Annotated in this window: 1 protein-coding gene; it reads right to left on the bottom strand. The window is 57.6% G+C overall.

Going from position 1 to position 429, the window contains the following annotated elements:
• Nucleotides 1-181 precede the first annotated feature (181 nt).
• The coding region (locus tag EN807_RS32620; protein ID WP_246684501.1) for a thiamine pyrophosphate-dependent enzyme at nt 182-429 on the bottom strand (248 nt) is incomplete at its 5' end.

Genomic DNA, 429 nt, shown 5'->3' with positions numbered 1-429 from the left:
GTTTAGGATGGCGATGACGGGCTTGCCGTCGAAGTCATCGCTCGCATAGCCCATCTGCTTCATCCGGGCGCGATGGCTAAGCGTGCGCATATCGTCCGGTCCAAACCAACGCGCGCTTCGCAGATTAGAGGGATCACGTGCGGCCATAGGCACCTCCGCTGGGACTAGTTCGCGACAATCGTCACCCGATCGAGAGTTCAATCACGAACGGCACGTCGCTCTTGAAGCTCTGCTTCATCAGGTCACCGCAACGCTCCAGAGTATCAGCGCGCGCCCCGTCAACACCCATGCCATTGGCGATCTTGACCCAGTCGATCTCAGGGTTGGACAGATCGAGCATGTTCATGGCTGTAGGCCCGGGGGTTGCGCCGACGCCCTGATATTCGTCGATAAGGATCTTGTACTTACGATTGGATAGGATGATGGTTG

This window comes from Mesorhizobium sp. M5C.F.Ca.ET.164.01.1.1 (assembly GCF_004792125.1).
Classification (GTDB): domain Bacteria; phylum Pseudomonadota; class Alphaproteobacteria; order Rhizobiales; family Rhizobiaceae; genus Mesorhizobium; species Mesorhizobium wenxiniae.
The sequence above is the reverse complement of the archived record's forward strand: the minus strand, read 5'-3'. Positions and strand labels throughout refer to the sequence as shown.